Raw genomic sequence first — 21,210 nt, forward strand, 5'->3', positions numbered from 1 at the left:
CGACGATCCGTCGTCGGGAATTTCTACCAATATATCAAAGGGATGCCTGTACTGGACAGTCAGCTCCCGGTGGGCCCAAGAGCAGTTCGATATGAGCAAATTTAAAAGCGTTTTTTGATCGCCATTTGGCCGTTCGGCGAAGGTGCGATGCGCATTGGTTGCAAGGCCGAGCAGAGCAACTCCGTCGTCCACCAAGGCATCCTCGGCCGAGTAAAGGCGGTCGATATCGTTGAGACAGCGGAGCCGCTCCTCGCGCCATGTTGCAGACATCCGATCATGAAACTCAGCCGTGATCGTTCCATCGACCTTATCGATGTACAAAGTGTCGAGTCGGGCCTGTAGGCGATCGGCTTCGGCTCGGAGCCTCGCGATCGTTTCATCGCGCTCACGTCGCTCATCGCCGTGGGCCTCGAGGATGCCTTGGCGAATCAGGGACAGAATCACATCGTCGACGCGCAACTTGCTCAGCGCCTCTACGAAACGCTCAGCGAGCACCTCTTCACGAACATAGGGCTCAGGGCATTTCCCTTTGAACCTTGAGCAGTGGTAGTAAATGTACTTAGCCTTTTTGATCTCAGCGGTCATCACCGACCCGCAGTGACCGCAGTGGACCAGTCCCGAGAAGCGGAACGAAGTGACGTTTACGGGGATGTTGGAATAGCTGCGACCATCCAGGATCTCCTGCACATTCTCCCAAGTCTCAAGGGGAACCAGGGCCTCATGGACCCCTTGATAGAGCCGCCCCAGCCAGTGGAAGGAACCAGTATAAATTCGGTTCCTGAGAATCACGTGGATTGTACTGACGCCAACGGGACGCTGGGTTTTCGGATTTACGAATCCGGCATCCCGGGCCATTTTGCTGACATCCTTGAGTGAATATCGCCCCGACTCGAACCATTCATAGAGCCGCGAGACCATTTCTGCGGTCGTGGGATCGGGCACGATGATTCTCTTTTTTTCGGCCGACACCGTATTTTGATATCCGATGGGCGCGAAGGATGGCCAAAGCCCCTGACGGGCTTTTTCCAGCATTCCCTTCCGAGTTTCCTCGGAAAGGTTATCAATATAGTTCTTCGCCATAAGGACCTTAATCCCATGCATGAACTTTTCAGAAGATCGAGAGTCGCGTGAGAGAATAACATTCTCCTTAACCAGATGTATCTCCACATCCAGATCGTCTATCGTAACCCAATCTCTGATATTGCGATAAAGGCGGTCTGTTTTTTCAACCAGCACGACGTCAACAGCAGGGTGTGAGCGGAGAAAGCGAAGCATCTCTTCGAAATTGGTACGTCCCGCTTTTTTTGCTGTTTCAACATCAACAAACTCTTGTGCGATCGCGATGCCATGTTGGGCGGCATATTCTTTAAGGACGGCCAACTGCGCGGGAATCGAAAATCCCTCTCGCTCCTGCTCCGGCGTAGAGACACGAGCATAAAGAACCGCCCGCTTGCGGCTGCGAGGACGTTCGCTCGCGGTTTTCGCCCGTTTGTTCACTCTTGGCCGCGCCATTGAATCACTCCTTGAACGTTTCACTCGCCCTCTACGCTCCCCTCCTTGGGCAAGCAGGTTCAGACCCGAAAGACGACTCCGGTGGAACATACTGGCAATGAGGTCTTGTGGGAATCCGTCCTATCGATGCCTTCTTCGTGTACGCGGACGCGTGAGGGCAGACTTTTCAGGTTCGATGGTCTCGGTGCTGACTTCCCACTCGATTAGCAGACACATGAAGTCCGTCAGATCACCAAGCATGTTCCTTGCCTCGTTCGGGGAAACCGTTCTTCCCAACCGCTGCTCGAATACGAGCCGCGCTTCTTCCACGAGGGCGGAGGAAAATTTTCGCCGTCGAGCGATCCTGGCGTGGGATAACCCCCGGAATTGCTCCGTCTGGTCAGCCTCGCCTGCCCCCGAAGCTTCAGATGCCTCGGTCGGGGTTCCGTAGGACGTCGTATCCAGCCGCATCCTTTTCATGGAACATTTCCGCGGTTTGGACACGCGCCTGACCTAAACGAGCCATCGATGGTATTGGTGCATCGGGTTGGCGGGACCGAATGCGGCTTTCCAAAAATTTCCGATCCGAAGCGACGCTCAAGTCGAATTGCGACATTGCTCGCGTACCGGCGACGTCTCCATGTTGTGGGGCTGTGATATGCGCCAACGGCATCCCAGTAGTTTCTCGTCATGCCGAGGCACGAAAGAAAAATCCATCGAGCGGCATCGACGTTGAAACAGGCGTCCTGCTTTAACCAGTAGCGGACATGAGACTCAGGTCGACCCGTTATGGCAGCGAGCTTTGGAACCCACCAACTGTTGATTTGCAGCGGACCTAGATCATGGCTCCCATTGTCATTCTTGATCTCCGCTCCGATCCATCCCGCCTCCTGATCGCGCAATCCCCAGAGCGTCTTCTCGAGCCACGGTTTCCCTTCTGCGGACTTTCGGATGCAGGCAGCGATTCGTCCCTCGGACTGTGGATCGATTGGCGCCCGCGCCGAGGCGCTATTTGCCGGCCAAAGGCAAATGACGAACAGGGAGGCAGCCAGACAACTCCCAAGCGAAATGTGCGACATCAGATTGCCTCCGTGCCGATGATGAAGGGGTCTCCGGACAACAGTGCGAGAAGACGGCGGCCGGAGATGATTTCAATCTCGGCGGACCGCGTCACAATGCTACGGCTCGCAGGCCCGGTGCGCCCGGTATGGACAAAAAGGCCCGGCATGTTGCGACGGCGGCAGAGCTGGGCGAACTGCTCCACGTGCTCCGGGCGAATCGCAGACTGGTACCGCTTTGCTTGGATGAGCCAACGCCTACCGTCGAGGGTGACCTGTCCGTCGATCCCGCCATCTCCAGTGTAGCGGCTATTGCGAGTGATGGGATGGCCGCGACAACGGAACGATTCCAAAAGGAGCTCTTCGAAGGCCAAGGCGTCCATCGCCCGGACCCGCGCGTAGATGAGGCCGGCGGGCTGGCAACGATCCCGGCCGCGGAGTTGAGCGGACATCGTCCTGGCCTGACGCCGGCGCCATCGATGCCGGACCGGCACTCGGCAAAAGTGAACCATCGCCGCTAGAAGAATGATGGCGAAGGCAAGCAATCCGATAAGCATGGGCTCTACCTTTCCGGACCTTCTGTTTGTTCAGGCTGGTGAGTGTGTTCGGGCCCTTGTCGGCCGACATGATCCGCCCCGGACCGGTCACTGCGCTGTGTGTCGCGCGCACCATCACGATCCCGCATCGACTGCAGGAACCAATCCAGAACTTCACCGATACGGAAGGCGCTTTCGGCGATCCGTTCGCCGAGCCCCTGTGGCTCACGGCTTCGCCCAAGCTGCTTCTCGAGCGTGCGGTCACGCCGCTCCTGCCGAATTCGTTCCTGCTCGCTTCTCGCTTGGTCCAACCGATCGGAATGGCGGTCCGCGAGCGCTCGACGTCCGTCACGCTCCAGCCGGCCAAGACCCTCGAGCGAGGAGGTCTTTTCACCTGAACGCGACGCCAGCTTCTCGGCGAGCCGCTCAGGGTCTTCGGTCCAAAGCTTTACGCCAAATTCGGCCCGCGTTATGGCGGTGTAGTAGTTCTGACCGTTGACCAAACCTGAGTTGACGGGAGCCAAAACGTAGACGCGGGCATAGGTCTTGGATTGCGCGGAATAGACTGTCTCCGCGTAGCCGTGGTCCCAGGTTTTGTGCTGAGAAAGATCGACCTCCTGAATCGGCCCGTTACCACGATCCCACCGGATCGTTGCGATATGCCCGTCCAACTTTTCGACCGTGCCTCGTTCCGCATTCTTTAGGCCGAGTTCCTTGTTGACCAAGCGCCACTGAATGCGGTCACCCTCGGCGAGATCACGTTCCTCGCGATTGAACACATTGACGTGCTGCGCCTTACCCAGTCTGGGATCCCAGCGGATCATCCGGCCGTTCTCATCGACCAAGCGGACAACCTGCCGACCGCTCGCTTCACGGCCAATTCCGACGACGCGATATTCCGTGTTCCGGGCGATTCCGGCGGCGACGAGATCGCGTGCAAACGTCACCACCTGTCCGCCGGAATAAAAACGGGCGTGGTGCTTCTCCTCATCCGACATACCCGACGGGGTCAGCACGGCGAGCCTAGCATCCTCGGCGGCGAGTGCACTTTCCGATTTGAGCGTCTCGCGAATTGCGCTGTTCACGATGAGCCGGGTTGCGTTTTCGAGCACAAGAATATTAGTATTGGCCCGATTGATCGGCTTAAGGCGCGTCCATTCGGCTACCAGTCCCTTTGCCAGGGCCTCCGCCTCCTCGCCGCTTACCACCTTATCCAGCTTGGCCAGGGAAGCCGCATAATCGCCGGCGCGCGCATGCGTGACCGCATCCTTCATGGCGTCGGTCTTCTGCCGCATGGACTCGGTCAATTGCGCAGTTACGAGGCCAAACTTCTGCATGAGCCAGAATGGCTTGCCCTGCTCGATAGCACCGGTCTGCCGGTCATCGCCCAACAGGATGACGCGGGCACCGGTAGCGCGGCTGATCTCCAGGACGCGGAGGGCCTGCCGGGTACCCAGTTGCCCAGCTTCATCCAATACGAGAACATGTCGGTCGGTGATGCCATATCCACCGCCCGCCAGAAGGCTCGCCACTGTCTTCGATTCGACGCCGGCCATTTCACCGGCCGTTGCTGTGGCCGACGACGTTGGCGCCAGCGCGATCAGTATGGTTCCCGGCTCGGCCGCCTGGTCTAGCACTTTGATGAGTGTCGACTTGCCCGCGCCGCCTACACCGTGAATACCCGTCACCCTGTCACGCGATAGCGCGACCTGCACCAGAGCCTGCTCCTGATGTGGCGTTAGCCCCGCCCGTTCCAGGACAGTCAGGAGTCTGTCCGCTGATGCGACCGGCCGAGCATCATCGACGGCAAGTGCCAGGTGCTGAGACAAAGCGAGTTCCTGGCGCGCGCTGCGTCGACTGGTTCGCCCGCGCGTATTGACCTGGTCTCCTGTCTGGTGCGTCGTGGCGAGCAACTTGCGGCTCGCCTCATGCTCCGCAATCAGTGGCCGAATATCGACGAGCCGTACCTCTCCGAGGTGGCTCGCGAGGCCCAGTCTGTACATGCGGCCGATGTTGTTGACCGCCTCTCTTGATTCCGCCTGGCGTATCCCGAACAGGCTTGCCCGTCCGGCGGTTCCCGGATCGACAGGGATCGTGCGCTCGCCTCGCTCGTTCACTTCCGCCATGAGCTTGGCGAGTTCTGCCTCATACGGCTTGATGCGCTCAGCCCATTGCGCGCCTAGCTCCTCGAGGTTTGCCTTCACCTTCGGCCCCCTGGTCTCATAAAAGGAGACGCGGCGGGCGGCCTGGCCAGTCAGCCCATGTTCGTTCGCATGGGCATCGATCTGCTCCGAGCGCTGAGACATGTCCTTGATGAGGCCCTTGGGGACACCCGCCAGTTCAAACAATCCGCTCCGCGGATCGCCTTCAATTTCCCAGCCGATCTCCCGCACGCGATGCGCGAGCTCGTTGCGATAGACCTGTCCCATGACCATCTGCTCGGCGTACATTGCGCGCGTCTCGAGACTGGCCATGGGCGAGCCACCTTCGCGGTTGGTGATATTCATCACGACCGTGTGGGTATGAAGATGAGGATCGAGTTCGCGGCTGGAGTGCTCCGTAAACCGGGCGAAGATCAGGCGTCCCGTAGTCTCATGGACGATCTTGCCATCATCCCGTCGGCGGAGCGTGGCATGCTCCTCCATATATGCCAGGGTTGCCGTGACAGCCTTTTCATGGGCTTCGATGATCCGCTTGTCGCCCATGACAAGTGCCATGATCGACACCGATTTCGGGGCATTGACGGAGAAGTCCCAGCCAGGATGGTGCTCGATCTGACCATCGGCTCGGTGCCGCCCTAGTTGCTGGTCGCCGATCTTGCCGGCAAGCAGATCCCTGAATATTTCGGGATCGACCTTCTCTCCTTCGAGTCCGAGTTCGGCTGCGATCGCCCCACCCCATTCGGAATGTTCGTCGCCTCCTTTGGTGTAATAATCTCCTACCGTATAATAGCGGGCGATGTTTTGGGGCGTTCCCTTGAGGCGTCGGGGATGGATCATGCCGGCCTCGCTGCTTCCCGAGGTCCGGCACGACGCGCATGGCTTTGAAGGGGCACCCGCATATCGCCCTGCGCGGGTCCCAACAGAAGATCGTCGATGCCACTCGGTGGTGCCGCATTCTCACCCGTGTCTGCGGTCTTCTCCTGCTGGGTTTCCTCCCGTTTGTGGCCGGGCTCCTGATCATCGGCGGGGGTTGACTGGACGGTAAAGAGATCAGGCTCCGGTTCCTTCTGCTTTCTGGCCACTGGTTTTTGGGGCGGCGTTTGCTCGACTGCTTCGCGGGCGTCGGCCTCATCCTTTGCCCGCGCGATGATAGTTTTTCCCTGCGGAAGACGGAGCGGCGGGGTCTGCCTTTCGATAAAGGCCGGCGCGACGTCGGGCACCTCATTGTAGCTATCCGAAAAGCGAACGACGGGCAGGTTTCGACCGAACCGGAGAAATCCCGATAGGTTGGGAAGGTTGGTGACCTCCGTGTGCATCACGAGCGGCCGCGTCACTTGAAGACGGGATAGGTTCACGCCGTCACGCATGTCGTTGACGCCGTAGCTCATCCCCTCATTGGCCTCGATCTGTTCGACCTGGCCGAGGTTCTCAGAAACATGCTTTGCGGTCGGCGTGTCGTTCGCGCGCAGGGCTACCCAGGTCGAGCAGTAACCGGTGATGGCCGCCGCGTCCTGAATGCCATATGTTGCCTCCAATTGAGGATAGGATTGGAACCCCAGGATACCGCAGCCGCCATACTTTCGGGCCCGCGCGAGGAAGTCGGAGAGCGATGGCAGCTTCTGGAGAGTCGGCAACTCATCGATGACGCAATAGAGTCGCCGCTCCCGATCCGGCGTAAGGCTCATGATCGCTGAAATGGCGATGTCGAGCCACACCGTGATCAGCGGCCGCAGGGAGGGCAACTGGTCAGCCTTCACGGTGATGAAGAGCCAGCTGTCATCCTCGTCGTCCTCTACCCATTTGCGGATCGAGAAGCCGTCCTGTGTATCGTCGAGATAGGCGAAGCTGCGCATGACGGACGCCAGCTCTGCCTGGATACCGGCAGAGGTTCGCTCGCCTTCGGTCGAAATGAAGGCAGCGGCGTCGGTGCCCGCTGCAAAAGCGGCGAGATCCTTGAGCTTGGAGCGCAGCAGACGATCGAGGAGCACCGACACCAGTATGTGTCCCTGGAAGGCGAGCTTGCGCATGACCGCAACCAGCGTGCCCCTGGCAGCCTTGGCCCAGAAGGGATCGCCCGCCTTGTCGGGGATCGTGGACTCCGCAATCTGATCGTAGTGATAGTCCCGAGGGACATCGACCCAGGGGGACCATTGGCTCGTGCGCCGGTCCAACGGATTCAGAAGTTCGTCGATTCCTGGGCGGTAGAATTTCTCGACGAAGGTGCCGGCCGTGTCGTAGACGATTGCTCGACGCTTGGCCTTGCGAATCCCCGAAAGCGTCTTGACGATGAGGTTTGTCTTCCCGGTCCCGGGCGCCCCGCAGATCAGGAAGTGCTCCGGCTCAAAGGCATCGGGAACGGGAACGCCCCCAATTGAAAAGCTCCCCTTCCTTTGGCGCCAGAGCGCGCGCTTGACCTGACGGATCGTGCCAAATCGGGCACCCCGCAGGTACTCGTTGGAACCGAGCCCCTTCCCCGTACGAGTGAAATAGAACCAGGCCCAGGCCAGCGCGCCGAGCGCAAAGAAACCCGAGAGGAGCGCGCCGTGAATGAGATAGGTCTCGAAGCTGTGAAGCGTTTTCTTCGCCAGCGACGACGCCAATAGCCAATCAGCCGACGTCCAGTATTGCTCCCCGGAAGGGGTCTTGAAGAGGACGGGATCATTCGTTCCAGGGGCAGCGTCGGTCTTGAACGTCGCCTCGATGAGCTTCATCAGGACGAAGCGCTCATACTCGCTCGACTTCTCCAGCCCGTACCAGATGATGCCCATCACCCAGATCACAAAGCCTGCGATGAAGGTTTGAAAGAAGACCTGTGTGGTCATCCGAACATTGTGGACGATCGCCTGACCGCCCCTTGTCCATGACCCTAATGTGTCGTTCCGGAAGATGCTCATTGGGGCGCACTCCAGCACCCCGCGCTCACTCGCCCGGCGGGGAACGATAGAGTCGATGGATTGTCTGAAGCGGGACGGGTAGCGACATCGAGATCCGCATCGTCGGGACGACTGTTGATGACCCAGACGCTGTTTCGAATGCACGCGTTCACCGGTCGAACTCCGGCGCAAGCAGCCCCTTTTTCCGGAGCAGTTCACGCGCATCGGACATGCCTTGGGTCAGCGTGTCGGGTGCCCGATTGCGAAGCGATGCCGCAAGGATCGCGAGGATCTGGATCGTGGTCGCGAGGATCTCGTCCTGCGACGTATAGACGTAACCGCGATCGGGATCAGCCGCCTGCTCGATCGCAGGACGGACCAGGTCTGAAACGGATATGCCGGCGGCATAGGCACGACGCGAAAGGCGCTCGTGCAAGGCATCGTCGATGCGCAGATTAAGCTTTGCCAAGCGAAGGCTCCGAGTAGGAGCTTCGCGAGGACATGAGGAGCAAGTGCTTTATAACTGGAAGATCGGCGGATTCACAAGCTTTTTAGTCTGTCCTACCTGTAGGACGTGCAAGAATGGTGGAATTGCGCCATTCGAGTGACACCGAAGGCAAAGTGGTGATACGCGTGGGACAGCGAAACGCGAAATTGTCCCACCTGTAGGACACGTATATCATATTGATTTAGAGCGATAATCGCTTCGCAGCACCCGTGCGTACGGTGCATTACAAACGCCTCTGCGCGTGCGTCCACTAAGCGCAGCGACTGCGTCGCTGCGAATGCCTCGTCCGGGCACGGGCGGGGCATCCCCGCAAGGGGATCGGCAACCTCGTTTCATATGCCTGTGCCTCACAAAAAAAGGGGGAGAGGCGTTCCCGCCCCTCCCCTTCGCTTTTTCAGTATTCGTCGATCAGCCCGCAAGGCTCGGTGTAGATGATCCGGTCGATGATGGCCATCGGCAGCGCGCCGTAGTCGCCCTCGTCGATGGCGATGTAGCCCCCTTCGTCATCCGTAATGACATGCTGGTCGAAGTAGCTGTTGAACGCCCGGCGTTGCGCTGTGCCGAGCGCTACTTGGTAGGATTCGTTTTGGGCGACGCTGCTCGGAATGATGTGCATGATAAGCTCCTGTCTGTCTTGAATGACAGGAGCGGCGCGTCGGGCGGCCGAGACCGGGTCAAGGATCGCGAAGCGACCGCGAAGCGGCGGTGGGGGTCACGATTTTCTTCGGCGGCCACGGACACCGAAGGAGAAGCGCCGCGCTTGATCCGCCGAAGAAAATGGTGGGGCCCCGCCGTCCTTGATGCGGTCTCGGACGTCCGACATAATGGGAAGTCTGTGAGAGATGTTTCCTCTCGTCGGGAGACCCCGGCAAGGCGTAGCGGCATGCGGACCGAATGGTCCGCTTGGGCCGCGAGCGAGCCGGGACTTGCTGCCAGCGGTAAAAGAAAGGGACCGAGCGCGAGGCCCGGTCCCGGGTGCCGTCAGGGATGACGGCCGCAGGGGCAGCAATCTTCGTCGATGCCCGTGAGGGAGCAGTAACCCGGGCCGAAGTCGGGATAGAGTTCGTCCTCGTCCTCGGTATAGCCGTGCTCGCTGGCGATTATGACCGCGTAGCGCCGGATCTGGGGATCGAGCCTGTCGATATAGCCCGCGCATATCCCGCTGAAGCGGCAGACGTAGAGTTCGTAGGACGCGCAAGAGGTCGCCCGCATCTCGGCGTCAGCGATCCGCTCCGCGTCCGCCCGGAATTGTTGAAGGGCGAGGAATAGCGGCGTCTCGGCGGCGCGAGTTTCGACGGCCAGTGGGACAGGTTGGCGCTGGACCATGACGCGATAGGCTGGGCTATCGTCAGCGCGTGCCCGTAATATAGTGTAGCCGTTTGATCGGGAGACCTGCCGGGCGATCCGACAGATTGTCTGGTGAAGGCGGTCATACTCGGCTCTGAAGAAATCTCGTTCAGTGTGGGTCTGTGCAGTGCTGATGAGGTGTCCGCAAAGGTCGGCGAGGCCAATGTATTTCTCAAGGAGACGAATGAGTCGGAAGCCTGTGGCTTGCGCGCGCCAGTAGTCGGGTTCGTGCGACGCGACGATGCGGGTGAGGTAGGATTTCGTGTAGGTCATGAGAGCCTCCATCATGAAGCGCTCCCCATCTCCATCAGATGAGGATGGAAACATCAGGACGCGGTGTTGAGGGAGTCAGGGACGGCGAAGCCGCCGCGTAGCGGGCAGTGGGGGAACCGATTTTGTTGTCGCGGAGCGGCCGCAAAATTGGGGGGACCACTGATCCTTGACGGCCGATGGACACCCAGCGTCATGCTTTGGCGATGAAGCCCCGTCTGATACCGAGATGTGAAAGCGCACTGCTTTGCCCCCGATCCCCGCAGGGGTCGGGGTTAACAGCAAAGCACCGCATGATTGAGCCGAAGGTGCTAACTCGCAGGAGATTTTATGACGGACAAGTATCCGTCGAGGAATGGCTGGCGTGCGGTTCTTACCGGAGGAGGTTTCTCTTCGCCGGCGAACGCCGGCCATCAATCTCAAGGGCTTGCAAGGAAGGCCCGGTTGAGCGATGTCATGCATTGGCGGGCAGGCCATCGCAAGGAAGATGACATGCCTAAGATGAGTGAAAGAGAACGACTCGCTGACCTCGAAGCACGCCAGCGTAAAGCAGCGGAGGAAGTGGAGAACGCACGCCGCGCATTGCGCGGTAAATATGCCGCTATCGTAAGCGATCTACCGGTCGAAGGGTTGACCGAACGCGAATTCAAGGACGTTCTGGTCGGCGCGATCCGTGTGGGCGGAGCCCCCTCTATTGCGGCGTTAAAGGTGCTGCCCGCAGTCAAATCCTGATCGATCAATTCGCCCGTAGGGCGGCCCTGCGACGAGCACGGCGGAGCCGCGCGCAGGAGGCCGGCACCGCAGGTGTCGCATCGCTGCCCGACGGACCAGGCGCGAAAGCGTCTGGCTCCTGAGGGCGGCGATTAGTGAAGCGAAGAGAAAAAAAGCGGGACCGACCCGGGATGTCTCCCGGACCAGTCCCGCCCTTCATCGGATCAGGAGGCCCAATGCGCTGGCCCGCCATAGAGTGAGAGTAGCGTAGGCTCGATGCCGGTGGATCGTAGCACCCGGACCAGTTGTGCCTGCACCCCGCTCCCTTCGGCGACAATCCCATCCACCGGTTGCAGTCTGGCAATCTGATCGTTGCGGACAAACCCCGCACGCTTCGATCCCCAGCGCGCGACGTCCAGTCCCAGCCTGACCAGTGGAGTCTTGGTCCGTGCTGCCCATGCTTCGGCAATCGCATCCCCTCCTCTGTCCTGTGCGGTCGTGAGGAGAACCATAGTCGGTCGGATCGCCTTCATCTCGTCCAGCGCTTTCCAGATTGGCCTGAAATCACTCCACTGCCTGCCGCCTGAGAAAGCCACCAGCGGTCCTGCCGGGTGGTGCTGACCAATGCGCTTCTGGCGGCGTGCGGCAAGGTAGTCGGTCCCTTGGATGACCGCGTGCGTGCGCTTCGAGGATACCAGCGTCGCCTTCGGTGCCGACCACGGACGTCCGGTCTCGGCGTGAAACACCTCGGTTGCGTGATCCCGCATGCATCCGAGCGCGTCGGCTCCCTCGTCGAGGAGTTCCAGCAGGTCATGAACCCGTTCCAGTTCGACGCTGTGGATTTCGCTTCCATCCGCTGTTCCGAGCAGGTCCTGCACGTCTCGCGTCGCCTTGTCGGCTTGCGCGGCCCACTGGTCGGCGACCCGATGGAAGCTGAAGATGACGCCCCATGCGATACGTTCGGCTGCACTTTCGAGGCGCGTGTCGCGGAGAACATCGAAGACGGTCGTGATGATGAGTTCGACAGCGAGCTGGACCTCGGTCGCATCAGGCATGTCGGTGGTCAGTTCCTCCTCACCACGCCCGACCCGAACGCCGTCCAGATCGGAAGCGAAGGCAGTGGCGAAATTGTCATTCGCCTGTCCTGTCTCCTCCGCAATGAGAGCGGCGATGTCCTTGAAATCCCGAATGCTGCGCTTGAACTGAGCCATGATAACCTCCTTTGAATTGAAAGAGGCTTCCCATTCGGCACGGGCTTCGAGCGACGGGGTCAAGGATCGGGCAAAGCCCGACCGCGCAGCGGCGGTGGGGGAGACGATTTTCTTTGGCGGCCAGTGTGGTGACGAAGAAGTGCCCGCGCCCGACCCGCCAAAGAAAATGGTGGGGCCCCGCCGTCCTTGAGGCCGGCGTGGTCCCGTGCCACGCTAAGAAGACTTGAGAGAGAGGAGGAGGCTTGCGAATCAGGGGTTCGATGCCCCTGATTCGTAATAGGTGCCGCTAGGCGCAACCTCGGAGTCAGGGAGCGCGAGCCTGTCCGCGACCGCGCAGCGTCGGTGGGGGTCACGATTTTCTATGGCGGGCACCAAAGCTGAAATTAAAAGGCTAACGCCTGCTCCGCCGAAGAAAATGGTGGGACCCCCGCCGTCCTTGAGGCTGGCGATGACACCGTGCCATCCTGGGAAGAGTTGAGAGAATGAAAAAGGCTGCCATTCGGGGGCGCGAAGTCCCCGAATGGCATCGAACAACGCGAGCCTTTGTTCGTGTTGTTCGTCCTGCGGCCGCGTTATGGAACGGTAGGTGGCTTATGCTAGACAAAAAAAAGGCCGGCGCGCGAAGCCGCGGCCGACCCACTGATGTTATAGCGTGATGATTGTGGACGTCAGGCCAGCCAAGGTGGCCGCGGTCGTGCTCCTTCGTTACGACGATCGCTTTCGAGGTTCGACTTCAGGTCGTCCGGGATGACCGCATAGGGACGAACGGCATCAATGGCCGCGTCTGGCTCCGGGAGTTCGGCATAGTGTGTTCCGATCCAAAGGAGCATATTATCCTCGTCATCGTTGGAGCGAGAGACGATCGCAAAAAAGGTCGCCAACGGTGGATCCCATCCGATTGCGATGGAGGACGGATAGGGTAGAACCCCCACCACTGGTTGGAGCAAATGACGGCTCATGGATTTCTCCTATAAATAGAAGAGCCGGCCACGAAGTGACCGGCTCGATATTCGATGGGTGTTCCGTCGGGCCGTGTCAGGCGGCTGCGGAAAACTGGTCACTCGGCTGGCGTTTCCCGAAGGCATGCCCGGGTCCTCGGCGTGTGGCCGGTTGCGTGTCCGGAGCCTGATCGACTTTGCGGAAGGCATGGATCGGAATACCGGCCTTGCGCAGCGTCTGATAGAGGTTGGCCTGAAGGCCGGAGCCTTCACAGAGCACCGCCTCGACCGGCTTCAATTCGGCAAGCTTGCGGTTGCGGGTGAAGGCGGTCTTCTTGCCCGTGCCGTAGAGACCGTAGGCCACCACAGGGACGCGGGTCTCGGCTCGCGCAGCCCATGCGGCAGCGATCGCATCGGCTCCCTTACGCTGCCCGGTGGTGACCAGCGTCATATGCGGGACGCGGGCGTGAACCTCGTCGAGTTTGCGCCACAGCATTTCCCAATCATGCCACTGCGCCGGGCCGGAGAAGACGACGATCGGGCCTTGCGGCAGATGCTTTTCGCGTTCGTTGAGAGCACGTTCCCGCAGGAAATCCTGCGCGGCGATCTGGCTGGCCGTTGACGCTGAAGATGCGCGTGATCCCCGGGCCGGGGACCATGGCCACCCGGACTGCGCGCGATACATCTCCGCCGCATAGTCGCGCATGCATTCGATCGCATCGCGCTGCTCGGTCGTCGATTGGCAGAGAAGCTGCTTTTCTTCGAGCTGGCTGTTATACACCTCGCTCATGTCGGGGTGGCGAACCATGTCTCCGATTTCCTCGGCGAGACTGTCCTCGCGGCGTTCCAGTTTCGTAGCGACGAAGTGGAAGCTGTTGACGAACCCCCAAGCGATTTCCGCGGCGAGTGGTTCGAGACGTGTGCCCGCAAAAAGGTCGAAGATGGTGGCGATAATGCCCCCGCATTCTGCCTGCGCGGCGAACGGGCTCGGCATATCATGCTCCCCCGGCTCTTCGCCCGGCTCGACGATCGAAAGCGGGATGGGATCGCCGAATGACGCCTGAAATTCAGGTGTGGCGACCTGTTCGGCGTAGAGTTCCTTGAGGTCCGCCAAGCTGCTCACCTGACGCGACTGTGCCTTGCTGGCCATGACGCAATTCCTTCGATTCTGGAGAAAGCAAAGGGCCGGAGAAGCGGCTCACCGCTCCCCCGGCCCGGTTCAGGCTGTGAGGTTCAGCCCTTTGTGCTCAGGAGAACGGGATCTCGTCGTCGAGATCTGCACCCGCTCCGACCAGCGTGCCGTCGGTGCCGGCCGTGCTATCGCCGAAGCCGCCCCCGCTCCGATCGTCATACGAACGCTGCGCGCCACCGAAACCGCCGCTGCCAGCGGAGCCCGAGCCGAAGCCGCCGCCGAACTCGGCACGCACCGTCTCGCGACGCCACGCGATCGAGAAACCGTCGTTCTCGGTCGGAAACAGGGCCACCGGGAGCGGCTCGGGCAGGCTCGGATCGTCGATATTCCCGGCGAGGAACTCCTCACCCGTCTTCTTCGAATACGCCCTCCAGAGCGCACCGATCTGCACCCAGCGGCGGGCGACGTTGAGGGCGAGGATTTCGTAGACCGGCGCGCGCTCATTGTCGCTTTCGACCACGCGCAAACCGATCCGGGGAAGATCGATCGTGCGGGTGGCGATAGAACCCATCAGACGACCATTGACGCTGCGAATTTCACCGATATTCATGGACTTAACCTTTCGAGTATCACTCGGAACTCATTCCCGAGGACACTCTCTCAAGTCCTTCTCTCCTCTATGGCGCAGGCCTCTCCGCCGGGCACTCCGTTGCCATCAATGCGCCGAGATCGCCCCATTCTCTCTTCAGCCAACGGTTGCTCGAAGCTCGTTCGCACGAAGAGTGGTTTGCGATTTGGCCTGTCGACGCCGGAGGGACGGGCTCCATATGAAGATCGTTGGACGGCCTGCGATCAGCCCATGGACGACCGGAATCTGCAGGTGATCAGCGTTGGTCCTGGAACAGGGGACCAGGGCGTAACGGGAAGGGTAAAAATCGATTACGCGGCGGTCACGCGCTCGCGATCCGCCCTCCCCCCTCCCCCCGCTCCCCACCTTTCTCGCCCGCGCAACCATCAGGCGGATGAGGAGTGGGCACGACGCCTCCCGGCGCGCAGGAGGCGCGCATTTTAAAGACGGTTGGCACGGTCAATGAAGGAAACGCGGTAAGCAGAAAGGTGGTCGAGTACTCTGTTGCGCAGGAACATGGGCGCTGGCCGGCAGCAGCCGACTAGTCCGTGGCTGCCCCGATCCAGACCAACTTGAGGAGGTCCGTTCCGGACAGGTGGCCTTCGACGATCACGCGCGTCGCATCGAAGCCGGAAAGTTCTTCCGGACTCGCGAGGCGGATAAGGTCCCCTTCGTCGGTCTCGAGGATCGAACTGCGCCCGCTCGAGCGCAGCATTCCCGTGAGGCGGCGATACGGACCGCCTGTCATGACCGGACCAAACGTGAAGATCTTGGGAATGCCCATATCCGATTGTGGCGTGATAAAATCGTATGCTTCATATTCTCGCTTCCCTGAGGATGCGCTCTGGCACGCCGAAAGCCATTCTTGCAATCTTGTTCTGATTATGTTCCGTGTGTTTTGGAGGAAACCGTGATTGCCGCATTGCTCGAAACCTATGATTTCGATCTCCCTCTGCTCGATGTTATCGAGGATCCGGCGTCGGACGAGAGGCAACGAAAGCTGGCGTCGATTTCCCTCAAGCAAGGGCTTGATGGCGGCTATTATGAGAGTCGGCAGCTCGCGGATCTGACGCTTGGCGTGGCCTCGGACAATGATCTCGGGCTTGATATGCTCGAAAGCAAGGCTGCTCAGGATCTTATGGAGCTGATCGCGTGTCCGGCCTGCCACTATCAGCGCAGCCTTCACGAGGCTGTCGCGGATTTGACCTTTGTGGAGGCTCTGGCGTACTTTCGCTGGCTTGCGGATTTGATGGGCAACCGCGCGGATATGTATCGCGTGATTCAAGCCACGGGCGCCGCCATGCCCGCATTGCCGAACGCATAGACTGCAGAATCCTACGCGTGCCCGTGGGGCCCGGGGGAGTGCCTGACTTGCACGACCTGCCGCATACGAAGTGTTTTCAGAAGAAGGTTTTCGGTGCGTTGCAACTCGGCGAGTGTTGGGAATATCTCCGACGTATATTGGTCCCGGGCGAACTGCTCGCTATCTGAGTGAACCACGGCGCGATAGGCAGCTGGCCAGCAACATAAGAGCAGCCACGGCCAGTCCGGCTGTAGCGGGGCGTATCGGGCGAAAATTATGTCTTCGGTCACGAGCGCAGAGGAGCGCCGGTCAAAAAGATTGGGTGGCACCTCGGTCGGACGTTGCGTCTGAAGGAATTGTTCCATTTCTGCGGCCTCGGCATGCGTTTCCAGGATGACGGGATAATAGCGGCCCATCGGGAGGGTTGGAGCGGCAAACCGTGAGGGTATGTCGATCAGCAAAATGTCCGGAAGTGTCGGGATGGACCGACTGTAAAGGAGCCGACGGGCGGCGAGTTCATCGACAAGGCGCATGCGATTCCCGGGCGTTCAGAAGCGCTTGCCAGCATATCACTGGCGCCGTTGGCTTGGTTGTAGAAATGCTTCCTCGTGGGCCTTCGAAGCAGAGATCGAAGTCATTTCCGAAGCGTTTGCAGAATTGCTCGGCCTCCTGCTGAGCGTCGGCGGGCTCCGTGATCTTCTGATCTCCGGCACGCGGGATAAGCATTTGCCTTATACCCCTAGGAGGACGTTCAGGTTTCGACATATCAGTTTGTGACTGTCAGGCTGCCAAGCCTTCATCGCGAGCATTCAACCGGTCGAGCCCGGCATTGAAACGGTCGAGCCAGTGTCGAAGTGGCTCGCGTTCCTCAAGCGGAACGAGTGCCGCGACGTCTTGGAACCGAACAAGGTCGGGCGGTGCATTCGCAACGATGTGCTCGATCTCATTGCGTGGCAGTAATCCTTCGATGCGTATGAACTCGGTCATCGAGCCGGGATGGGCCTCGCGACCGCGGAGCCCTTTGGTGCCCTTGCGCCATAGCCCATCGATGGTGCGAAGGCGTGGTGCGGCGCGTGCTTCCAGCAGGACGATAAGACGAAGGCACCAAGGCGGCAGTGTTCTGATTTCTGAAGGCTGGGTTGCGAGACAACAAATGCAAGCGCTCTTGTGCACGACCGGCAAGCCTTCCTGCTGGATCCGGCGGATACAATCGTCCCGATCCCAGCCCCATGTTCGTAGAGGGTAGTGATAGTCGTAGCGATCGTCGAGATGGCCTTCTCGATGTGCGTAGCGACGACTGTCTGCAGGCGAGGAATCGTAGCCGATCAGTTTGAGGACTTTTTCACCGACCGCCCAGGCCCGCTGCGCAGGTTCCCATTCTTGGACCCACTTGTTTTGGGGCTGAATTTTCCATTTTGCGCTGCAGCTATGCGTCACCCCAAAGCTAATGGAAGGCAATGTGCCATTGGTGAGGCAATTTTCGATGATGGTGTAATATGGTGGCCAATTCTTGAACCGCTTGGGTTGATAGCGAACGACATGGTTCGGGATTCCGCGAGCATCCATCCATTTCTGGAAAATTGGCAGAAAAGCGTAGGTTTCAGGTCTTTCTGCGCCCGTATCCGCCGCAAGCACAGCGTGGAGCGGGTAGCCACGGGCCACCCATTCGATGATCATGGCCGTGCTGTCGACTCCCATTCCCCAGGCCGCGACGATGGGAGATGATAGATCGGGGGCGTGCGCCGTCGCCGACGCTACATGCGCGTTGATTGGCATATCGGATATCCTGGAGGGTAGGCAGCCTGTAACAGCGGTGCAGAATGATGTTGCCGGCGCGGAAGGCAGGTGATTCCGGCTGGCCGTAGGCGAAACTGCTGCGCTCAGAGCGCTGGCGGGTTGATCGATGGACGCGGCGCGGATCTCTCAGGCGACGTGCATAACGACGTCCTGGGCGTCCACCGGCGGCACCGTCGTCACGCGATATGGCTGTAGTGGTTCGTCTGTGTGGATAACGAACTGATGTCGCCCGGTTTCGCGGCGGCGCTGTACAGCAACCGCATAGGCATGGTCGAACGACGCCAGTTCGGCGCGGCGCGGAGAGAGCGCGAGTGCGTGGGTGCGCGGTGCCATGGGGAATTCCGATGCGAGAGCAAGAATGGTTCAGCTGTCAGCGGATGGCGGAAATATTTCCGCCAAAGGCGGGACGTGACCAATGACGTTACCATCGGCGCTGGGCGGTGCTGCCGCAGCGCGGTGATCGATCGGGTGACGTTTGGACAGCGTCAGGCCGGGTCAGCAAACAGTAGCGAGAGTTCGTTGTTGGATGCGGTGATCTCGATGCGACGATCCTTGGGAATGAGCCAGAGTATTTCCTCATGCATGGCGTTGCGGATATGCTCTAGCAGGGCTTCCTCTTCACCGAGGAGAAGGATATTCGCGAGGTTTCTGGCATTTTTTTCGAACTCGCGGTGCTGAGTGTCCCAGCTGTCACAATCGGAGTCGTCATTGTGCCAGAAGCAGCATAGCTCCATCAGCGATGCGAGGCGCGCCGGTGTCACCGAGGCCCCTGCCCTGACGAAGATGATGGCTTCATCAAGATCGCTACCGTCGTTGCGGCAGACCAGAATGTCGAGCGGGATACTGAGCATGGCGATTGGTTCGTCGTCATATTCGGCCGACCGCGCGACGGGGACGAGAAGACGAATGTCGATGGCATCGCCCGACGACGTGTCTGGCGGCAGCGATTGATCGCTGGAGTAGGAGAGAACGCCTTCGCTTCGTTTGATCGTGAAGGATAACTCGATGACGCGGGGCAACTCGTCATACCAGCTATAGCCTTCGAGGCTCTGTTCCGCACGGACTGCGCGATAACCGAGTGGCATACCATCCTGATTCAGCACTTGTGCTGCACACTGTTCAATATCGGGCTCGTGAGCGGGAATGATGATCATCGGTTCTTCGCGGATGGGCTCGCCCATTTCGCATTGGTAATTCTCGGCCGTCGTCGGTTGCCATGCTTCGAGCCATTCAGCAGCCTCTGGAAGTGAAATTCCGAGTTCGGCTGCCCGCTTCCACGACTTGAATGGCAGGCGGTGTTCGGATTCGGCGCGGATGGTGCGGTAGGTCGTGGCTTCTATTTCGAGGCGGAGCGCAGCCAGGGCATCACTCTCGGCCATCTCCTTGCGTGCCGGTAGCACCAACTGAAGAGCCGGCGCGTCGACGATATCGACCTTGGCGATCCATCGGTGGGGTGCATCGATCTCGGACACGGTCGGCAGGTGACAGGGCACTTTGACGCCGTGGAAATTGATGCGCGGCGGATGCGGCGGTTCGTGATCGTGATTGCGGAATACGCCGATCCGACACCCGTTCCATTCCTCGACGCGGTGTGCCTTGGCGAGAAAGTCTTCGCGTTGAAGCAGCTTGCCCTGGAAGCGAACCGCCAGGGGATAGTAGAGGGCAACGTCTTTGATGGCCCCTTCGACTTGTTGCATCCAGATGTCGGGCATTTCGATGAGAAAGCTCGTGCCCTGCAGGACGTCGCAAGGCTGCACAGCCAAATGAGCCGTGCCATGCCAGGCATCCGCAGGGATCTCGACTTGCCATCCACGACCGGCGTCGCGCGAGAAGGACCGAATCCGGACGCGCCGGCCTGCAAGGCTGAATATGCCCATTCCGGCAGGATCTTCGCGACGGGCGAGGTCGTCATTCCATCCCGACTGCCCGAGCGTGACAATATTTGCCGGATCGTCTATACCCCAACCGTTATCGCTTATGATCAGTGTCGGCTTCTCGTCGAATTGGGCGAGATCGATTTCCACATCGGTGGCCCCGGCTCGGCGCGAATTTTGCAGCATTTCACTGAGGACGTCAGTGATCGTGCCATTGAACAGGCGCGACACTTTCGTGATCAATGACTGGCCGACAGATGGGCGGATCGTGGCTGGCAAGGTCATGAGACAGAACTCCGGGAGGACAGCGGACTATTCCCCGTCCCGCTCTCTTCGCCGCCTCCTCCCTCCTGCAATTGGGGGGCCAACGTGCGGAGCGTCAGACGTCCAGATAGCAACCGTGGGTGAGGATGAACGTAGCGGCCACATTCTCTCCGTCATACAGATCGCGGGGTGTGCCGGTCCCACCCCAGCGGGGTCGTGGAAGATGATCGCCCATTTCGAACCGCCAGGTTTGTCCGCCATCGCCGGCTTCAAGAAGGAAGCCGCTCGCAGTGGCAGCAAAGCGGACTACGCGCGGCCGTAGCTGCGCGAAGTCAGGCAGATCCATGATGGGATCATGGCTGCAATAGCGATGCTCCCAAGGCCAGAATTCCTGCATGCCATTAGGGTGGACGCCGATGATGCGTTGATCGATCTTGATGTCGAGACGAGCGCGATCGGCACTGGGGTTCATTTCCTCTTTGGTCAGCGTGATCCAGCTCTGAGAATCCGAGATCGGCAGCACTATCCAGGAGCCGCCATTGAGCTGCCATCCCGAAAGTCCGACGCCCCCTTGTCCGTAACTGCCGAGATATTGGGAATAGGCAGTTATGGTGCGGTCCACCGGCCATTGTGCCGGCATAGGGCCGATGACGGACGCACCTTTGATCGTGTGGAAGGATGCCCCGCCGAAAGATCGGTCGTTTCCCGGGCGTCGATAGCGCGGCGCAATCACAATCGGCAGATCGAGCAGTCGCTTTGCCTTTTCGACAGGGTCTTGAGCATCGGCGAGATCGACATCGATCGACAGCCGCGCCGTGGGGCCGTTGGGAAGCGCGCTCGCGGCGGCATAGTCGAGGACCAGTGTCGCGGGATAAGCAGTTGAATGGGATTTCTGCCGGGGAGTCGGCGTTTTGTCGCTCACGTGCCACGCGATCGTGCGACGATCCAGCCATGTATTGTACAAGACGTGGCTCATGCGGACCGGGTCCATGATGCCGGCAGGTGAGTCCTTGGCAGCTGTGGAAAGTTGCGCGTGAAATGTGACGCGGATCATCGTCATCTGCTAAACCTTCGGCATGGGCGTGGGCTGCTGCGGTGAAGTGGTTC

At 60.0% G+C, this 21,210-nt stretch carries 19 protein-coding genes and 1 pseudogene; 3 read left to right on the plus strand and 17 right to left on the minus strand.

What is annotated here, in order from left to right:
- Nucleotides 1–114: 114 nt before the first annotated feature.
- Complete coding sequence (locus J0A91_RS18245; protein ID WP_206364925.1) at nt 115–342, plus strand: hypothetical protein; 228 nt, start codon at nt 115–117, stop codon at nt 340–342.
- Between the two features lie 183 nt (nt 343–525).
- Here the strand turns inward: J0A91_RS18245 and J0A91_RS18250 are convergent.
- The 7 genes and pseudogenes from J0A91_RS18250 to J0A91_RS18280 all read right to left on the minus strand — a co-directional run.
- Nucleotides 526–1,602: pseudogene (locus J0A91_RS18250) on the minus strand (recombinase family protein); the annotation flags it as partial.
- Between the two features lie 967 nt (nt 1,603–2,569).
- Complete coding sequence (locus J0A91_RS18255; RefSeq protein ID WP_240502071.1) at nt 2,570–3,001, minus strand: restriction endonuclease; 432 nt, start codon at nt 2,999–3,001, stop codon at nt 2,570–2,572.
- Nucleotides 3,002–3,111: 110 nt separating this feature from the next.
- Nucleotides 3,112–6,084: a MobF family relaxase gene (gene mobF, locus J0A91_RS18260; protein ID WP_069206090.1), complete on the minus strand. Its 2,973-nt coding sequence runs from the start codon at nt 6,082–6,084 to the stop codon at nt 3,112–3,114.
- Nucleotides 6,081–8,141 carry a type IV secretion system DNA-binding domain-containing protein gene (locus J0A91_RS18265; protein WP_069207471.1) on the minus strand — a complete coding sequence of 687 codons (2,061 nt, stop codon included), beginning with the start codon at nt 8,139–8,141 and terminating at the stop codon, nt 6,081–6,083. Before J0A91_RS18265 ends, mobF begins: the two co-directional genes overlap by 4 nt.
- Nucleotides 8,142–8,289: 148 nt before the next feature.
- A complete protein-coding gene (locus tag J0A91_RS18270; RefSeq protein WP_069206091.1) occupies nt 8,290–8,589 on the minus strand; it encodes a toxin-antitoxin system HicB family antitoxin in 300 nt (99 codons plus the stop codon).
- A 433-nt stretch (nt 8,590–9,022) separates the two neighbouring features.
- Nucleotides 9,023–9,244 carry a hypothetical protein gene (locus J0A91_RS18275; protein ID WP_069206092.1) on the minus strand — a complete coding sequence of 74 codons (222 nt, stop codon included), beginning with the start codon at nt 9,242–9,244 and terminating at the stop codon, nt 9,023–9,025.
- A gap of 365 nt (nt 9,245–9,609) precedes the next feature.
- Nucleotides 9,610–10,248 (minus strand): hypothetical protein, encoded by a 639-nt coding sequence (locus tag J0A91_RS18280; RefSeq protein WP_069207472.1) that lies wholly within the window; start codon nt 10,246–10,248, stop codon nt 9,610–9,612.
- A gap of 327 nt (nt 10,249–10,575) precedes the next feature.
- On the opposite strand from J0A91_RS18280, the gene J0A91_RS24910 reads away from it, so the two are divergent.
- Complete coding sequence (locus J0A91_RS24910) at nt 10,576–10,977, plus strand: hypothetical protein (protein WP_240502072.1); 402 nt, start codon at nt 10,576–10,578, stop codon at nt 10,975–10,977.
- Nucleotides 10,978–11,180: 203 nt separating this feature from the next.
- Here the strand turns inward: J0A91_RS24910 and J0A91_RS18290 are convergent, their stop codons facing one another.
- The 5 genes from J0A91_RS18290 to J0A91_RS18310 all read right to left on the minus strand — a co-directional run bounded on the left by J0A91_RS18290 (nt 11,181) and on the right by J0A91_RS18310 (nt 15,649).
- Nucleotides 11,181–12,167 carry a DUF2493 domain-containing protein gene (locus tag J0A91_RS18290; RefSeq protein WP_069207473.1) on the minus strand — a complete coding sequence of 329 codons (987 nt, stop codon included), beginning with the start codon at nt 12,165–12,167 and terminating at the stop codon, nt 11,181–11,183.
- A gap of 668 nt (nt 12,168–12,835) precedes the next feature.
- Complete coding sequence (locus tag J0A91_RS18295) at nt 12,836–13,126, minus strand: hypothetical protein (RefSeq protein WP_083224757.1); 291 nt, start codon at nt 13,124–13,126, stop codon at nt 12,836–12,838.
- Between the two features lie 76 nt (nt 13,127–13,202).
- Nucleotides 13,203–14,255, minus strand: a complete 1,053-nt coding sequence (locus J0A91_RS18300; RefSeq protein WP_069206094.1) for a DUF2493 domain-containing protein — start codon at nt 14,253–14,255, stop codon at nt 13,203–13,205.
- 97 nt (nt 14,256–14,352) lie between these two features.
- The gene (locus J0A91_RS18305) at nt 14,353–14,847 is read right to left on the minus strand and encodes a DUF736 domain-containing protein (RefSeq protein ID WP_069206095.1); all 495 of its coding nucleotides are present in this window, start codon (nt 14,845–14,847) and stop codon (nt 14,353–14,355) included.
- 559 nt (nt 14,848–15,406) lie between these two features.
- Entirely contained in the window at nt 15,407–15,649 is a 243-nt protein-coding gene (locus tag J0A91_RS18310) for a DUF5818 domain-containing protein (RefSeq protein ID WP_240502073.1), read from the minus strand.
- 126 nt (nt 15,650–15,775) lie between these two features.
- On the opposite strand from J0A91_RS18310, the gene J0A91_RS18315 reads away from it, so the two are divergent.
- The gene (locus J0A91_RS18315; protein WP_069207475.1) at nt 15,776–16,189 is read left to right on the plus strand and encodes a hypothetical protein; all 414 of its coding nucleotides are present in this window, start codon (nt 15,776–15,778) and stop codon (nt 16,187–16,189) included.
- 11 nt (nt 16,190–16,200) lie between these two features.
- Here J0A91_RS18315 and J0A91_RS18320 read toward each other — a convergent pair whose 3' ends face one another.
- The 5 genes from J0A91_RS18320 to J0A91_RS18340 form a co-directional block, all read right to left on the minus strand.
- Nucleotides 16,201–16,701, minus strand: coding sequence for a hypothetical protein (locus tag J0A91_RS18320; RefSeq protein WP_069206096.1), 501 nt, complete (start codon nt 16,699–16,701; stop codon nt 16,201–16,203).
- A gap of 247 nt (nt 16,702–16,948) precedes the next feature.
- A complete protein-coding gene (locus tag J0A91_RS18325; protein ID WP_083224759.1) occupies nt 16,949–17,944 on the minus strand; it encodes a hypothetical protein in 996 nt (331 codons plus the stop codon).
- 147 nt (nt 17,945–18,091) lie between these two features.
- Nucleotides 18,092–18,298 carry a hypothetical protein gene (locus J0A91_RS18330; RefSeq protein ID WP_069206098.1) on the minus strand — a complete coding sequence of 69 codons (207 nt, stop codon included), beginning with the start codon at nt 18,296–18,298 and terminating at the stop codon, nt 18,092–18,094.
- A 152-nt stretch (nt 18,299–18,450) separates the two neighbouring features.
- Nucleotides 18,451–20,124 carry a sensor histidine kinase gene (locus J0A91_RS18335; protein ID WP_069206099.1) on the minus strand — a complete coding sequence of 558 codons (1,674 nt, stop codon included), beginning with the start codon at nt 20,122–20,124 and terminating at the stop codon, nt 18,451–18,453.
- A gap of 94 nt (nt 20,125–20,218) precedes the next feature.
- Entirely contained in the window at nt 20,219–21,157 is a 939-nt protein-coding gene (locus J0A91_RS18340) for a hypothetical protein (protein WP_169833162.1), read from the minus strand.
- Between the last annotated feature and the right edge of the window lie 53 nt (nt 21,158–21,210).

This window comes from Sphingomonas panacis (genome assembly GCF_001717955.1).
In the GTDB taxonomy this organism is placed as follows: domain Bacteria; phylum Pseudomonadota; class Alphaproteobacteria; order Sphingomonadales; family Sphingomonadaceae; genus Sphingomonas; species Sphingomonas panacis.

What these genes read in the sequence shown, in the direction of transcription:
- J0A91_RS18300 (WP_069206094.1), bottom strand. Translation starts at nt 14,255, where the DNA reads ATGGCCAGCAAGGCACAGTCGCGTCAGGTGAGCAGCTTGGCGGACCTC.
- J0A91_RS18320 (WP_069206096.1), bottom strand. Translation starts at nt 16,701, where the DNA reads ATGCGCCTTGTCGATGAACTCGCCGCCCGTCGGCTCCTTTACAGTCGG.
- mobF (WP_069206090.1), bottom strand. Translation starts at nt 6,084, where the DNA reads ATGATCCATCCCCGACGCCTCAAGGGAACGCCCCAAAACATCGCCCGC.
- J0A91_RS18310 (WP_240502073.1), bottom strand. Translation starts at nt 15,649, where the DNA reads ATGGGCATTCCCAAGATCTTCACGTTTGGTCCGGTCATGACAGGCGGT.
- J0A91_RS18255 (WP_240502071.1), bottom strand. Translation starts at nt 3,001, where the DNA reads ATGTCCGCTCAACTCCGCGGCCGGGATCGTTGCCAGCCCGCCGGCCTC.
- J0A91_RS18280 (WP_069207472.1), bottom strand. Translation starts at nt 10,248, where the DNA reads ATGACCTACACGAAATCCTACCTCACCCGCATCGTCGCGTCGCACGAA.
- J0A91_RS18335 (WP_069206099.1), bottom strand. Translation starts at nt 20,124, where the DNA reads ATGACCTTGCCAGCCACGATCCGCCCATCTGTCGGCCAGTCATTGATC.
- J0A91_RS24910 (WP_240502072.1), top strand. Translation starts at nt 10,576, where the DNA reads ATGACGGACAAGTATCCGTCGAGGAATGGCTGGCGTGCGGTTCTTACC.
- J0A91_RS18275 (WP_069206092.1), bottom strand. Translation starts at nt 9,244, where the DNA reads ATGCACATCATTCCGAGCAGCGTCGCCCAAAACGAATCCTACCAAGTA.
- J0A91_RS18305 (WP_069206095.1), bottom strand. Translation starts at nt 14,847, where the DNA reads ATGAATATCGGTGAAATTCGCAGCGTCAATGGTCGTCTGATGGGTTCT.
- J0A91_RS18295 (WP_083224757.1), bottom strand. Translation starts at nt 13,126, where the DNA reads ATGAGCCGTCATTTGCTCCAACCAGTGGTGGGGGTTCTACCCTATCCG.
- J0A91_RS18325 (WP_083224759.1), bottom strand. Translation starts at nt 17,944, where the DNA reads ATGCCAATCAACGCGCATGTAGCGTCGGCGACGGCGCACGCCCCCGAT.
- J0A91_RS18330 (WP_069206098.1), bottom strand. Translation starts at nt 18,298, where the DNA reads ATGGCACCGCGCACCCACGCACTCGCGCTCTCTCCGCGCCGCGCCGAA.
- J0A91_RS18290 (WP_069207473.1), bottom strand. Translation starts at nt 12,167, where the DNA reads ATGGCTCAGTTCAAGCGCAGCATTCGGGATTTCAAGGACATCGCCGCT.
- J0A91_RS18340 (WP_169833162.1), bottom strand. Translation starts at nt 21,157, where the DNA reads ATGATCCGCGTCACATTTCACGCGCAACTTTCCACAGCTGCCAAGGAC.
- J0A91_RS18265 (WP_069207471.1), bottom strand. Translation starts at nt 8,141, where the DNA reads ATGAGCATCTTCCGGAACGACACATTAGGGTCATGGACAAGGGGCGGT.